Annotated in this window: 12 protein-coding genes and 1 other annotated feature; of the genes, 7 read left to right on the forward strand and 5 right to left on the reverse strand. The window is 54.6% G+C overall.

The genetic code is table 11. The features are described from left to right. Positions 1-316 precede the first annotated feature (316 nt). Positions 317-2,914 carry a type I DNA topoisomerase gene (topA, locus tag ACLJQJ_RS07390; RefSeq protein ID WP_000513593.1) on the reverse strand — a complete coding sequence of 866 codons (2,598 nt, stop codon included), beginning with the start codon at positions 2,912-2,914 and terminating at the stop codon, positions 317-319. Positions 2,915-3,316: 402 nt separating this feature from the next. Here topA and ACLJQJ_RS07395 point away from each other — a divergent pair, with 402 nt between their 5' ends. Next, a complete protein-coding gene (locus ACLJQJ_RS07395; protein ID WP_000548616.1) occupies positions 3,317-3,568 on the forward strand; it encodes a YciN family protein in 252 nt (83 codons plus the stop codon). 41 nt (positions 3,569-3,609) lie between these two features. Here ACLJQJ_RS07395 and sohB read toward each other — a convergent pair whose 3' ends face one another. Next, positions 3,610-4,656, reverse strand: a complete 1,047-nt coding sequence (gene sohB, locus ACLJQJ_RS07400) for a protease SohB (RefSeq protein WP_063809293.1) — start codon at positions 4,654-4,656, stop codon at positions 3,610-3,612. Positions 4,657-4,893: 237 nt separating this feature from the next. On the opposite strand from sohB, the gene ACLJQJ_RS07405 reads away from it, so the two are divergent. Together ACLJQJ_RS07405 and cobO are read left to right on the forward strand one after the other, a co-directional pair. Further along, positions 4,894-5,655, forward strand: coding sequence for a YciK family oxidoreductase (locus ACLJQJ_RS07405; RefSeq protein ID WP_000559310.1), 762 nt, complete (start codon positions 4,894-4,896; stop codon positions 5,653-5,655). After that, positions 5,652-6,242, forward strand: a complete 591-nt coding sequence (gene cobO / locus ACLJQJ_RS07410) for a cob(I)yrinic acid a,c-diamide adenosyltransferase (protein WP_001278865.1) — start codon at positions 5,652-5,654, stop codon at positions 6,240-6,242. The genes ACLJQJ_RS07405 and cobO overlap by 4 nt, the downstream gene beginning before the upstream one ends. 86 nt (positions 6,243-6,328) lie before the next feature. Here the strand turns inward: cobO and rluB are convergent, their stop codons facing one another. The 3 genes from rluB to rnm form a co-directional block, all read right to left on the reverse strand. Beyond that, the gene (gene rluB / locus ACLJQJ_RS07415) at positions 6,329-7,204 is read right to left on the reverse strand and encodes a 23S rRNA pseudouridine(2605) synthase RluB (protein ID WP_001291233.1); all 876 of its coding nucleotides are present in this window, start codon (positions 7,202-7,204) and stop codon (positions 6,329-6,331) included. 100 nt (positions 7,205-7,304) lie between these two features. Then, positions 7,305-7,925, reverse strand: coding sequence for an L-threonylcarbamoyladenylate synthase (locus tag ACLJQJ_RS07420; RefSeq protein ID WP_000077250.1), 621 nt, complete (start codon positions 7,923-7,925; stop codon positions 7,305-7,307). Between the two features lie 7 nt (positions 7,926-7,932). Next, entirely contained in the window at positions 7,933-8,814 is an 882-nt protein-coding gene (gene rnm / locus ACLJQJ_RS07425) for an RNase RNM (RefSeq protein WP_000500437.1), read from the reverse strand. Between the two features lie 121 nt (positions 8,815-8,935). Between rnm and trpL the strand changes: the two genes are divergently transcribed. The 4 genes from trpL to trpCF all read left to right on the forward strand — a co-directional run bounded on the left by trpL (position 8,936) and on the right by trpCF (position 13,594). After that, positions 8,936-8,980 (forward strand): trp operon leader peptide, encoded by a 45-nt coding sequence (gene trpL, locus ACLJQJ_RS07430; RefSeq protein WP_010989026.1) that lies wholly within the window; start codon positions 8,936-8,938, stop codon positions 8,978-8,980. Beyond that, positions 8,957-9,052, forward strand: a sequence feature (Trp leader region). Its footprint overlaps the gene before it by 24 nt. Positions 9,053-9,074: 22 nt before the next feature. Beyond that, positions 9,075-10,637, forward strand: coding sequence for an anthranilate synthase component 1 (locus ACLJQJ_RS07435; protein ID WP_001194386.1), 1,563 nt, complete (start codon positions 9,075-9,077; stop codon positions 10,635-10,637). Continuing rightward, positions 10,637-12,232, forward strand: a complete 1,596-nt coding sequence (gene trpD / locus ACLJQJ_RS07440; protein ID WP_000763492.1) for a bifunctional anthranilate synthase glutamate amidotransferase component TrpG/anthranilate phosphoribosyltransferase TrpD — start codon at positions 10,637-10,639, stop codon at positions 12,230-12,232. Before ACLJQJ_RS07435 ends, trpD begins: the two co-directional genes overlap by 1 nt. 3 nt (positions 12,233-12,235) lie before the next feature. After that, the gene (trpCF, locus tag ACLJQJ_RS07445; protein ID WP_063809294.1) at positions 12,236-13,594 is read left to right on the forward strand and encodes a bifunctional indole-3-glycerol-phosphate synthase TrpC/phosphoribosylanthranilate isomerase TrpF; all 1,359 of its coding nucleotides are present in this window, start codon (positions 12,236-12,238) and stop codon (positions 13,592-13,594) included. The last annotated feature ends 9 nt before the right edge of the window (positions 13,595-13,603 follow it).

Genomic DNA, 13,603 nt, shown 5'->3' on the forward strand with positions numbered 1-13,603 from the left:
TAACCACTATATCATTTATATCTGAACTGTATAGCCAGCGCGATAAAATAATAAGACCGCTATACCCAAAATAATTCGAGCTGCTTAAAGGAGACAAGGGAGTGAGTTCCCAGGAGCATAGATAACGATGTGACTGGGGGGAGCGACAAATCTGCCGGGAGCAGATTTGAACGTCACGTGCGACGGTCCGCCAGGGCGAGGCCCATGGATGGGGCGAGTAATCCGTAGCCAACACATAAGCCACTTGAAATATGAAGGGGATATAAAAAAGGGCCGCTTACGCGGCCCGCTTGACTACAGTGGCGACAGGCAGGGGTTATTTCTTACCTTCAACCCACTTGCCGTCGACGAAGAACGCTGACCATCCCGTCGCCTTCCCGTCTTTTTCCGCCGCAACGTACTGCTGTTTTGTTTTGCGGCTAAAGCGAACAACGGTTTTATTGCCTTCCGGATCCTGCTGCGGCGCATCCGCCAGATAACGCAGTTTTTCCGGCAGGCGATCGCGGAACCGGTAAAGCTCCTCGACTAATGGCGCGCGCGTTTCGCGTGATTTCGGGAACGTATTGGCCGCCAGGAATATCCCTGCGGCGCCATCGCGCAGCACAAAGTACGCGTCCGATTTTTCACACGGCAGTTCCGGCAATGGAACAGGATCTTCCTTCGGCGGCGCAACTTCGCCGTTACGCAAGATCTTACGGGTATTTTTACATTCGTCGTTAGTACAGGCCATGTACTTACCAAAACGCCCCATTTTCAGGTGCATTTCGGAACCACATTTCTCACACTCAACGATCGGGCCGTCATACCCTTTGATGCGGAACTCGCCTTCTTCAATCTCGTAGCCGTCACAGGTCGGGTTATTACCACACACATGCAATTTACGCTTCGGATCGATCAGATAGCTGTCCATCGCCGTACCGCACTTCTGGCAGCGACGCTTGGCGCGCAGGGCGTTGGTTTCGGCGTCGTCGCCTTCCAGCACGTTCAGAACTTCATTTTCCGGCACCAGGTTAATGGTCGTTTTACAACGCTCTTTCGGCGAAAGCGCATAACCTGAACACCCAAGGAAAACGCCCGTACTGGCAGTACGAATTCCCATTTTACGGCCACAGGTTGGACAGTCGATGCTGGTCAGCACCATCTGGTTAGGACGCATCCCCCCTTCTTCCGGATCTTTCTCGGCTTTATCGAGCTGCTGAGTAAAATCGCTGAAGAAGTTATCCAGCACCGCTTTCCACTCGGCCTGGTGATTTGCAACCTGATCCAGACTATCTTCCATCTGCGCGGTAAAATCGTAGTTCATCAATTCGCGGAAGTTTTCTTCCAGCCGATCGGTGACGATTTCACCCATTTTTTCCGCATAGAAGCGACGGTTTTCAACGCGAACATAGCCGCGATCCTGAATGGTCGAGATAATCGACGCATAGGTAGACGGACGACCAATACCGCGCTTCTCAAGCTCTTTAACCAGAGAAGCCTCGCTAAAACGGGCTGGCGGTTTAGTAAAGTGCTGAGCAGGCGTCAATTCAAGTAGCGTCAGCGCATCGCCCTTATTCACGGCAGGCAATGTGCGATCTTCATCGCCTTTACGCAGCGCCGGCATCACTTTTGTCCAGCCGTCAAAGCGCAAAATACGCCCACGCGCTTTCAGACGGAATTCGCCTGCGCCAACGGTAAGCGTAGTAGAGTCATATTGCGCTGGCGTCATCTGACAGGCGACAAACTGACGCCAAATTAGTTGATACAACTTCTGCGCGTCAGCCTCCATGTCTTTCAGCGACTCCGCCATAACAGCAACGTCGGAAGGACGGATCGCTTCGTGCGCTTCCTGAGAGTTTTCTTTGCTGGCGTACTGGTTCGGGTTATCCGGCAGGTATTTCTTGCCGAAATTATCGCCAATATAACCGCGCACCATGTTGACCGCATCCTGACTCAGGTTGGTGGAGTCTGTACGCATATAGGTGATGTAACCCGCCTCATACAGACGCTGCGCCATCATCATGGTTTTCTTCACGCCAAAGCCCAGCCGGGTGCTGGCCGCCTGTTGTAGCGTGGAGGTGATAAACGGCGCGCCAGGTTTGCTGCTGGTCGGTTTGTCTTCACGCTCCAGTACGCTATAGCGCGCTTTTTCCAGCAAGCTGACGGCGGCAAGCGTCTGCTCGCGATTTACCGGCCGGAATGGCTTGTCGTTCTGATGCGTCACCTGTAGCGGTAGCGCCTCGCCAGACGGCGTCGTCGTATTGGCGTCAATTTCCCAGAACTCTTCCGGAACAAACGCTTTAATCTCGCGCTCGCGTTCAACGACCAGACGGACCGCGACAGACTGAACGCGACCTGCCGACAAACCACGGGCGATCTTTTTCCACAGCAGCGGCGAGACCATATAGCCTACCACGCGATCCATAAAGCGGCGCGCTTGCTGGGCGTTGACCCTGTTAATGTTCAGCTCGCCCGGCTGTTCAAACGCCTGGCGAATGGCATTTTTGGTTATTTCGTTAAAGACTACGCGACTGTAGCGCGCGTCATCGCCGCCGATCACTTCCCGCAGGTGCCATGCAATGGCTTCCCCTTCGCGGTCAAGGTCGGTTGCGAGATAGATGTGGTCGGCTTTTTCCGCCAACTGTTTCAGTTCAGAGACGACCTTCTCTTTACCGGGCAGCACTTCATAGTGCGCATCCCAGTTGTGCCACGGGTCAACCCCCATACGGTTGACGAGAGCGCCACGTTCATCCTTTTTGGGCTTTTTAGCCGTTTTGGTGGAGGTAGAGTCGGCGCTCTTTTTAGCTGCTGAGCCACTGGTCGGCAAATCACGGATATGACCCACGCTGGATTTCACCACGTAGTCATTACCCAGATACTTGTTGATCGTTTTGGCTTTTGCCGGGGACTCAACGATGACAAGAGCTTTACCCATATTCACCTTTACCTAAGTTGATTCTTCCAGGAATGCGTCGCACGTTGATTCACCTTCCACTGGCGACGAGACAACGATATATGGTCTCTGCGTCTGCGGATATCAACCCCTTGTACTGGCTTTGTGTACGAAATGTAACCCTCAGGTGACTGAGTTAACAGGCTTTTTTGCACACACGCGCTATAGCACGACGGAATTTTGGTCGAATGTCAAGCAATTCTGTTGCCAGATTGACGAAAGCGTCACACTGTACCTGATAAAATTCGATACGCAACTTTATTAGCATGCAAAAACAAATCTTGCCAGTGAACGCAACATGACAAATCCATCAATTTCCTGTGAGAATATTTGCCCATCAGAAGTGCTCAGCGTAGACTAATCTCCTTGTTTAAGGAGTAAAAAATGCATAAAGAGACGCAACCTATCGATCGCGAAACACTGTTGCTTGAAGCCAACAAAATTATTCGGGAACATGAAGACACGATGGCAGGTATTGTCGCCACCGGCGTAACGCAGAGAAATGGCGTGCTGGTTTTTAGCGGCGATTACTTTTTAGACGAGCAAGGGTTACCGACCCCTAAAAGCACCGCGGTGTTTAACATGTTTAAACACCTGGCGCATGTGCTGTCTGAGAAGTATCACCTGGTGGATTAATCCATGCCGGATGGCGCTGAATGCCATCCGGCAATAGCGGTTTACATCAATGGCTTCTGTCCACGCTGCCACCAGCGCAGCAGCAGCCGATCCGCGCTTTCCGCCGCGCTGCCGGTAACACGATCGATCAGTTTTTTACGCTGCATATAGCGCACATTCAGCACCTCGCGCCCTTCCATCAGGCCGAGGATAACCTCATCGCTGGTGTTAATCTCATCAACCAGTCCTTTCTCCAGCGCCTGCTGACCGTACCAGTGTTCGCCCGTGGCGACCTGTTCAATGTCCAGAGCCGGACGCATCCGCTGCACAAACTTTTTGAACAGATGGTGCGTTTCGTTGAGATCTTCACGAAACTTCTGCCGCCCTTCTTCCGTATTCTCGCCTAACAATGTCAGGGTACGTTTGTACTGCCCTGCGGTATGCAGTTCAATATCAATGTCTTTACTTTTGAGAAAGCGGTTAAAGTTCGGAATTTGCGCGACAACACCAATTGACCCCACAATAGCGAACGGCGCCGCGATAATTTTTTCCGCCACGCAGGCCATCATGTAACCTCCGCTTGCCGCGACTTTATCCACCGTCACGGTCAGCGGAATATTTTTATCGCGCAGGCGCTGCAATTGCGATGCCGCCAGGCCATAGCCATGCACAACGCCACCGGGGCTTTCCAGACGCACAACCGCCCGATCGCCGGGTTTCGCCACTGCCAGCACCGCCGTGACCTCTTCGCGTAACGCATTAACTTCGTGAGCATCCATACTGCCTTTGAAATCTATCACCCATACGCGCGGTTTGTCCGATGTCGCAATGTCCCCCAGCTTCGCTTTTGCTTTGGCGGCTTTCGCCTCCTGCTTATGCTTTTTTTTCTGCGCCTTATGCCACAGTTTTTGCTGATGGCCATCCATCAACGCCGCAGCAAGGTCATCCTTCATCTCCTGATACTGCTCACTCAAATTGGTCACGCGCAGTTCGCCGCGCTGACGTTTGCGTTGCGTAGCATTCACGATCAGCAGCACAATGACGGCAATGGCCACCACAACGGTGACGATTTTTGCCAAAAATAAGCCATATTCAGACAACAATTCCACGACTCCCACCTTGATTAAATAACGCGACTTGCGCTCAGTGTACAACAGGCATCGAAGTCAGTCTCTCTTCATCCGTATGCCTGTTGAGGAAGAAAAAGTATGACAAGACGTTCATTTTACGGCGTTATCGCCCCTGTCTGATTGAAAAAAAAGGCGCTTTCAGGCATAAACCCGAAAAGTTAACGCGAAGATAAGACAACCTGGCAGGACGGTGCACCACACCGTTGAGGAGTAGCCATGCATTACCAACCGAAACAAGATCTATTGCAAAACCGCATTATTCTGGTCACTGGCGCCAGCGATGGCATTGGGCGGGAAGCCGCGCTCACGTATGCGCGTTACGGCGCAACGGTGATTCTGCTGGGACGTAACGAAGAGAAACTGCGTCGGGTCGCGCAGCACATTGCTGACGAGCAACATGTCCAACCACAGTGGTTTACGCTCGATCTGCTGACCTGCACCGCTGAAGAGTGCCGGCAAGTGGCCGACCGCATCGCCGCACACTATCCCCGCCTGGATGGCGTCCTGCACAATGCCGGGTTACTGGGGGAAATCGGTCCAATGAGCGAACAAGATCCGCAGATCTGGCAGGATGTCATGCAGGTAAACGTTAACGCCACCTTTATGCTCACCCAGGCGCTGTTACCGTTATTATTGAAGTCCGATGCCGGCTCGCTGGTCTTTACGTCATCAAGCGTTGGCCGTCAGGGACGCGCCAACTGGGGCGCCTATGCCACCTCGAAGTTTGCTACTGAAGGAATGATGCAGGTGCTGGCGGACGAATACCAGAACCGTTCTCTGCGTGTTAACTGCATTAACCCGGGCGGCACGCGCACCAGTATGCGCGCCAGCGCCTTTCCGACGGAAGATCCACAGAAATTAAAAACGCCTGCCGATATTATGCCGCTTTACCTGTGGCTTATGGGCGACGACAGTCGCCGTAAAACCGGTATGACCTTTGACGCCCAACCGGGCCGTAAACCAGGAATCGCCCAATGAGTGATGAACGTTATCAACAGCGCCAGCAAAAGGTAAAAGATCGGGTTGACGCCCGTGTCGCCCAGGCACAGGAAGAGCGCGGTATTATTATCGTGTTTACTGGCAATGGTAAGGGCAAAACCACGGCGGCTTTCGGGACTGCCGCCCGTGCCGTAGGACACGGTAAAAGCGTAGGCGTGGTGCAATTTATTAAAGGCACCTGGCCCAACGGCGAGCGTAATCTGCTGGAACCGCATGGCGTCGAATTTCAGGTGATGGCAACGGGATTTACCTGGGAGACGCAAAATCGCGAGGCAGACACCGCAGCATGTATGGCCGTTTGGCAGCATGGGAAACGGATGCTGGCCGATCCGCTGCTTGATATGGTGGTCCTGGATGAGCTGACCTATATGGTGGCGTATGACTATTTGCCGCTGGAAGAGGTCATAAGCGCGCTAAACGCGCGCCCTGGTCACCAGACGGTGATTATTACAGGTCGCGGCTGTCACCGGGATATTCTTGATCTTGCGGATACCGTCAGCGAACTGCGTCCGGTTAAACATGCTTTCGACGCGGGCGTAAAAGCCCAGATGGGAATTGATTATTAACCGTAGGCCGGATTAAGGCGTTTGCGCCGCCATCCGGCACAAACCCTCTTGTCTGATGATTCTCGGCCTATAGACCGTGGTAGAGATTACCCGTTGTTATTACGCCCACCGGAGCGGCGTCCGCCAGCTATCTGGCTGTGGCGTTTTACCGCCCGACGGATCTGGTTCGCTTTCATACGACGACGGTCTTTTTCGACGGCAACCTTCGACGAGGTTTCCGGCGGGAGCTCTACCAGACCACGCAGATAGTTCGTTTGCGCGAGGTCGAGCTCAGTCCAGCCGCCGCGCGGCAGGCCTTTCGGCAGCGGGATATCGCCGTAACGAACGCGGATCAGACGGCTGACCTGAACGCCTACCGCTTCCCACAGTCGGCGAACTTCGCGGTTGCGCCCTTCCGTCAGCGTCACGTTATACCACTGGTTAATGCCTTCGCCGCCGCTGAATTTAATGGTCTTAAATGCCGCCGGACCATCTTCCAACTGTACGCCACGGCTTAAATCACGCAGTTTCGATTCATCCACCTGACCGAACACGCGCACGGCATATTCACGTTCAACTTCACGACTAGGGTGCATCAGGCGGTTCGCCAGTTCACCGTCGGTGGTAAATAACAATAGCCCGCAGGTGTTGACATCCAGACGTCCTACCGCAATCCACCGCGCGCCGCGCAGTTTCGGTAAGCGATCAAAAACGGTTGGTCGCCCTTCAGGGTCATTGCGGGTACACAGTTCACCTTCTGGTTTGTAATAGGCCAGAACGCGGCAAATTTGTTCCGCCGACTCTTTCACCGAAATCAGGTGACCGTCGATACGGATTTTCAAACCGGGAGTGACTTCAACACGATCGCCAAGCGTGGCGATTTTACCGTCAACGCTGACACGTCCCGCTTCAATAATGGATTCGATTTCACGGCGAGAGCCGTGGCCAGCGCGCGCCAGCACTTTTTGTAACTTTTCGCTCATAGAGCTTCCTTCAGGTGTCGCCTTCACAGGCGTCGAACAGGAGAATGAACGGCGCGTTGCCGCGCCATTTTAAGGCCGCGTAGTATACAGGCTTACGCCCTTATAAGAAAGGTGTAACGTCGCCGACGCCTTCGCGCAGCACCACCGGGGAGTCATTGGTCAAATCGATTACCGTGGTAGGCTGTTGACCGAGGTAACCGCCGTGGATGATCAGATCCACCTGCTTCTCCAGCCGATCTTTAATCTCCTCCGGGTCCGACTCGGTAAAATCGCTGCCAGGCAGCATCAACGACGTCGAGAGCATTGGTTCGCCCAGCGTATCCAATAACGCCAGCGCAATCGGGTTTGACGGTACGCGCAGGCCGATAGTTTTACGCTTTTCCTGCAACAGACGGCGCGGCACCTCTTTTGTTCCCTTCAGGATAAAGGTGTAATTACCCGGCGTATTGTTTTTCATCAGACGAAATGCCACGTTGTCGACGTAGGAGTAGGTCGACAACTCGGACAAATCGCGGCACATCAGCGTGAAGTTGTGGCCGTCCGGCAGATGACGGATGCGGCAAATGCGCTCCATTGCGCCTTTGTCTTCAATTTTACAACCAAGGGCATAGCCGGAATCGGTTGGATAAACAATAACACCGCCTTTACGCACAATGTCGACGGCCTGATTAATCAGCCGTTGCTGTGGGTTATCCGGATGGATATAAAAAAACTGGCTCATACTTCCCTCACTGTGATATTTGCGGCTGTTCCCATGTCTGCCATACGCCTTCAACGCCAGCGGGCAGCCAGAGTTTACGCCCCAACTCAATCCACGGGCAGGGCTGATGGAAATCAGATCCAAGCGATGCCCATAAATGATGCTGACGCGCAAGCGTCGCCAGTTGGGTGCGTTCATTGGGCGATTGTTGGCACTGCGCCACTTCCATCGCGTCGCCGTGATGGTCGGCAAAATATGCCACTAATCTTTTCAGCCACTTAGCGCTAAGGTCGTAGCGTCCCGGATGGGCCAACACCGCCTTACCGCCAGAATGATGAATGACATCAATAGCTTGTTCTATTGTACACCACTGCGGCGGAACGTAACCGGTTTTCCCACGCGCGAGATATTTTTTAAAAACATCCGCCATGGTCGCGGCTTTGCCGCACTCCACCAGAAAGCGGGCGAAGTGGCCGCGCGTCACCGCGCCGCCATTGGCCAGTCTCAATGCCCCTTCCCACGCGCCGGGAATATGGGCTTTTTCCAGACGCTCCGCAATGAGCCGACCACGCGCCTGACGCCGCTGTGTCTGCTGCGCCAGAAAATCGCGCATTGCCGGGTGCGCAATATCAATATTCAGACCCACAATGTGAATCTCATGATTCTCCCAGACCGTTGAAATCTCCACGCCGGGAATAAGATTCAGGGCCAGCCCGCAACGTGAAATTTCTTCTCTTGCCGCAGGAATCGCGGCTGTGGTGTCATGATCGGTAATCGCCAGCGTGCCGACTCGCATCTCTACCGCACGGTGTACTAATGTTTCTGGCGTCAACAGTCCATCGGACGCCGTGGTATGACTGTGCAGATCGTAAATCACTGCGTAATTCGTGTCGCTCAAGGCGGCTCCCATAGAGATAAAGGTATGTCATGTACATCATAACGGTTCCGGCAAATATACTGAAATAGGTGTTGACATTATTCCATCGAACTAGTTAACTAGTACGAAAGTTCACATGAAGAGGGTATCTAAAATGGCAGCGACATTTGCATTACACGGTTGGTGGCGCACTTCCTGATAGCGGGCGGTGTATGAACAGCTGTAATCAGCCAAACGATACCCGGCCCGCCTGTTAAGCGGGCTTTTTTTTGAACAAAATAATGAGAATAACCATGCAAACACCAAAACCCACGCTCGAACTGTTGACCTGCGATGCCGCCTACCGGGAAAACCCAACGGCGCTTTTTCATCAGGTCTGCGGCGATCGCCCGGCAACGCTGCTGCTGGAATCCGCGGATATCGACAGTAAAGACGATTTAAAAAGCCTGCTGCTGGTAGATAGCGCGCTGCGCATTACCGCTTTAGGTGACACTGTCACTATTCAGGCGTTATCTGATAATGGCGCCTCGTTATTGCCGCTACTGGATACCGCCCTGCCCGCTGGCGTGGAGAACGAAGTCCTGCCTGCCGGTCGCGTTCTACGCTTCCCGCCCGTCAGCCCATTATTAGATGAAGACGCCCGTTTATGCTCTCTGTCGGTATTTGATGCGTTCCGCCTGTTACAGGGGGTGGTGAACATACCGACGCAAGAGCGGGAGGCTATGTTTTTCGGCGGTCTGTTTGCCTACGACCTGGTCGCTGGCTTTGAAGCGCTGCCACACCTTGAGGCTGGCAATAACTGCCCGGACTACTGCTTTTATTTAGCGGAAACGCTGATGGTGATAGATCATCAGAAAAAAAGCACCCGTATTCAGGCCAGTCTGTTTACCGCCAGCGACCGGGAAAAACAGCGCCTGAACGCCCGCCTGGCGTACCTTAGCCAACAGTTAACCCAGCCTGCGCCGCCGTTGCCGGTGACGCCGGTGCCGGACATGCGCTGTGAATGCAATCAGAGCGATGACGCGTTCGGCGCGGTGGTACGCCAGTTGCAAAAAGCCATCCGCGCGGGCGAGATATTTCAGGTGGTGCCGTCGCGCCGCTTTTCACTGCCCTGCCCGTCGCCGTTGGCTGCCTACTACGTGCTGAAAAAGAGCAACCCCAGCCCGTATATGTTCTTTATGCAGGATAATGATTTCACGCTTTTCGGCGCGTCGCCGGAAAGCTCGCTGAAATATGACGCCGCCAGTCGTCAGATTGAGATTTACCCCATCGCGGGTACCCGTCCACGCGGTCGCCGCGCCGATGGTACGCTGGACAGAGATCTCGACAGCCGTATTGAGCTGGATATGCGTACCGACCATAAAGAGCTTTCCGAACATCTGATGCTGGTCGATCTGGCGCGCAATGACCTGGCGCGCATCTGTACGCCGGGCAGTCGCTACGTTGCCGATCTGACCAAAGTTGACCGCTATTCGTACGTGATGCATCTGGTTTCCCGGGTAGTGGGCGAACTGCGTCACGATCTCGACGCGCTGCACGCCTATCGCGCCTGCATGAACATGGGCACCCTGAGCGGCGCGCCGAAAGTACGCGCCATGCAGTTGATTGCCGATGCGGAAGGACAGCGCCGCGGCAGCTATGGCGGCGCGGTCGGTTACTTCACCGCCCACGGCGATCTGGACACCTGTATTGTTATCCGCTCCGCGCTGGTGGAGAACGGTATCGCTACCGTACAGGCGGGCGCCGGAATTGTGCTGGACTCTGTTCCGCAGTCTGAAGCCGATGAAACCCGTAATAAAGCGCGCGCCGTATTGCGTGCTATCGCCACCGCGCATCATGCACAGGAGACCTTCTGATGGCTGATATTCTGCTGCTCGATAACATCGACTCGTTTACCTGGAACCTGGCAGATCAGCTACGGACCAACGGTCATAACGTGGTGATTTACCGTAACCATATTCCGGCACAGACGCTTATCGATCGCCTGGCGACAATGAAAAATCCGGTGCTAATGCTCTCCCCCGGTCCGGGCGTTCCCAGCGAGGCAGGCTGTATGCCGGAGCTGCTGACCCGACTACGCGGCAAGTTACCGATCATCGGCATTTGTCTGGGGCATCAGGCGATTGTCGAAGCTTACGGCGGTTATGTCGGTCAGGCGGGAGAAATCCTGCATGGCAAAGCCTCCAGCATTGAGCATGACGGTCAGGCGATGTTCGCCGGGCTGGCGAATCCGCTACCGGTCGCGCGTTATCATTCGCTGGTCGGCAGTAATGTTCCTGCCGGGCTGACCATTAACGCCCATTTCAACGGCATGGTGATGGCGGTACGTCATGATGCGGATCGCGTTTGCGGTTTTCAATTTCATCCTGAGTCCATCCTGACGACGCAGGGCGCGCGTCTGCTGGAGCAAACATTAGCCTGGGCGCAGCAAAAGCTGGAACCGACCAACACCCTACAGCCAATTCTGGAGAAACTCTATCAGGCGCAAACTCTGACGCAACAAGAGAGCCATCAGTTGTTTTCGGCGGTCGTCCGCGGCGAACTTAAGCCTGAACAGCTCGCCGCCGCGCTGGTGAGCATGAAAATTCGCGGCGAGCATCCCAATGAAATTGCCGGCGCCGCCACTGCGTTGCTGGAAAATGCCGCCCCGTTCCCGCGCCCGGAGTATCTGTTTGCGGATATCGTTGGTACCGGCGGCGATGGCAGTAACAGTATCAATATCTCTACCGCCAGCGCCTTTGTCGCAGCGGCCTGTGGACTGAAAGTGGCGAAACACGGCAACCGTAGCGTGTCCAGCAAATCGGGGTCATCCGATCTGCTGGCGGCGTTCGGTATTAATCTGGATATGAACGCCGATAAATCACGTCAGGCGTTAGATGAACTGGGCGTCTGTTTCCTGTTTGCGCCGAAATATCACACCGGATTCCGTCACGCGATGCCGGTTCGCCAACAGTTAAAAACGCGAACCCTGTTCAACGTACTCGGCCCGCTGATCAACCCGGCGCATCCGCCGCTGGCATTGATTGGCGTCTATAGCCCGGAACTGGTGCTGCCGATTGCGGAAACCTTACGGGTACTGGGCTATCAGCGCGCGGCGGTGGTACATAGCGGCGGCATGGATGAGGTTTCGCTCCATGCGCCGACGATTGTCGCGGAGCTGCATGACGGCGAAATTAAAAGCTATCAACTTACGGCGGAGGATTTTGGCCTGACGCCTTACCATCAGGATCAGTTGGCTGGCGGCACGCCGGAAGAAAACCGTGACATTCTGACGCGGTTATTACAAGGTAAAGGCGATGCCGCGCATGAGGCCGCCGTCGCCGCCAACGTGGCGATGCTGATGCGTCTGCATGGTCAGGAAGATCTCAAGGCCAACGCGCAAACCGTGCTTGATGTTCTGCGCAACGGCACCGCATATGACAGAGTCACCGCACTGGCGGCAAGAGGGTAAATAATGCAAACCGTTTTAGCGAAAATCGTCGCAGACAAGGCGATTTGGGTAGAAGCCCGCAAACAGCAACAGCCGCTGGCCAGTTTTCAAAATGAGATCCAGCCAAGTACACGCCATTTTTATGATGCGCTCCAGGGCGCGCGTACCGCCTTTATTCTGGAGTGTAAGAAAGCATCGCCATCAAAAGGCGTGATTCGCGATGATTTCGATCCGGCGCGTATTGCCAGTATTTATCAACATTACGCCTCGGCAATCTCGGTGCTCACCGACGAAAAATATTTTCAGGGGAGCTTCGATTTTCTGCCGGTCGTTAGCCAAAGCGCGCCGCAGCCGATTCTGTGTAAGGATTTTATTATCGATCCCTATCAGATCTACCTTGCCCGTTACTATCAGGCCGATGCCTGTTTACTGATGCTCTCGGTTCTGGATGACGAACAGTATCGCCAGCTCTCCGCCGTCGCGCACAGTCTGAAAATGGGCGTGCTCACGGAGGTCAGTAATGACGAAGAACGGGAGCGCGCGATAGCGTTAGGCGCAAAAGTGGTAGGTATCAACAATCGCGATCTGCGCGATCTGTCGATTGATTTGAATCGCACCCGCCAGCTGGCGCCAAAACTGGGCCACGGCGTGACTGTCATCAGCGAGTCCGGGATTAACACCTATGGCCAGGTACGCGAACTGAGCCACTTCGCCAACGGTTTTTTAATTGGCTCCGCGTTAATGGCGCATGACGATCTTAACGCCGCCGTCCGTCGCGTGCTGCTTGGCGAAAATAAAGTCTGCGGCCTGACCCGCGCCCAGGACGCTAAAGCGGCCTGTGACGCTGGCGCAATATATGGCGGGTTGATTTTTGTGCCCTCATCTCCACGCGCGGTGAGCGTTGAGCAGGCGCGAGAAGTGATAAGCGGCGCGCCATTGCAGTATGTCGGCGTTTTCCAGAACGCTGATATCGCCGATGTTTGCCAGAAAGCCGCCGTCCTGGCGCTTTCTGCCGTACAGCTACATGGCAGCGAAGACCAGGCGTATGTCAACGCGCTGCGCGAGGCGTTGCCGCGCAATGTGCAAATCTGGAAGGCGCTGAGCGTCAGCAATGCCCTTCCCGCACGCGATTATCACCATGTCGATAAATACATTTTCGACAATGGGCAAGGCGGCAGCGGGCAGCGCTTCGACTGGTCACTGCTACAGGGGCAACCGCTGGATGATGTGTTACTGGCGGGCGGGCTGGCGGCCGATAACTGCGTCCAGGCGGCGCAAGTCGGCTGTGCCGGTCTCGATTTTAATTCAGGTGTGGAGTCACAGCCGGGCATCAAAGATGCTCGTCTTCTGGCCTCGGTTTTTCAGACACTGCGCGCATATTAAGGAAAAAAC

It is taken from the genome of Salmonella sp. SAL04202, from assembly GCF_046550775.1.
GTDB classification, from domain to species: Bacteria; Pseudomonadota; Gammaproteobacteria; order Enterobacterales; family Enterobacteriaceae; genus Salmonella; species Salmonella enterica.